The organism is Falsigemmobacter faecalis (assembly GCF_003863335.1).
Taxonomy (GTDB): domain Bacteria; phylum Pseudomonadota; class Alphaproteobacteria; order Rhodobacterales; family Rhodobacteraceae; genus Wagnerdoeblera; species Wagnerdoeblera faecalis.
In genome coordinates, this window is the sequence record NZ_RRAZ01000009.1 from 137,442 (window position 1) to 138,487 (window position 1,046).

At 62.4% G+C, this 1,046-nt stretch carries 1 protein-coding gene and 1 pseudogene; both read left to right on the forward strand.

The features are described 5' to 3' along the window. Nucleotides 1-185, forward strand: a 185-nt coding sequence (locus tag EG244_RS20925) for a hypothetical protein (protein ID WP_233588949.1), incomplete at its 5' end; no start/stop codon positions are given. 108 nt (nucleotides 186-293) lie between these two features. After that, nucleotides 294-1,046: pseudogene (istA, locus tag EG244_RS08155) on the forward strand (IS21 family transposase); the annotation flags it as partial.

Sequence of the window (1,046 nt, forward strand, 5' to 3'; positions counted from 1 at the left end):
GGCTCCTTTGGCCCCGTCTTCTGATCTTCAACGGGCTTGTTGCATTAATCGATTACAGGCCGAGTTGCCCCCTTTCCCCTGCTGGCTCATTTCACGCGTTCGATTTCGGCCAATCCCATGGCCGGGCAGCGGTTCATGATCGCGATGCGGATGTGGATTTCCGCCACCTGACGATCGGGTGTTGATTTCCGCTCGGAACTGACCCGGGGCGTCCTATAATTTCCACTGAGATTTGACCCATGTGACCCTTCCCTCGAGCGCTGTGAGCGACGGGGGGCATCGGAGTGATCCACATGGGACTTTTAAACGTCATTCGCCGTCTTGCGCTGCGAGAGAAGCGGCCGATCCGGGAGATCGCGCGCCGGACCGGGCTCTCGCGTAACACCATCAAGAAGTATCTGAAGTCAGGCGCGATCGAGCCGAAGTTCGCGGTGCCTGAGCGCCCGAGCAAGCTGGACCCGTTCGCGGACAAGCTGTCAGCCTGGCTGAAGACCGACAGCACGAAGTCGCGCAAGCAGCGCCGGCCACTGACACGCTTGCATGCCGATCTCGTCGCACTGGGGTTCACCGGATCCTATAACCGGGTTGCGGCCTTCGCCCGGGAATGGCGCACAGCACGGCAGACGGCGGATCGCGGCCCCTTTGTTCCGCTGGCCTTCCGCCCCGGCGAGGCGTTCCAGTTCGACTGGAGCGAGGATTTTGCGGTCCTCGGTGGTGAGCGGACAAAGCTGCAGGTGGCACATATCAAGCTGTCGCACAGCCGTGCGTTCCTCGTGCGCGCGTATCTGCTGCAGACCCATGAGATGCTTTTTGACGCTCATTGGCACGCCTTCCGTGTCTTCGGCGGGATTCCCGAGCGGGGTATCTACGACATCGAGCCATGGGCCGCCATCGGTCCGAGGCCCATGGCGAGGGAAGACGGCGGTGGACCGGATCGGTCGTGGCAGGGAGCGGCAGGTCAACCTGCGCTTCCTCGCCATGGCGAACCACTATGTCTTCGAGCCGGAGTTCTGCAATCCAGCCGCAGGTTGGGTCGAGCCGGCGTG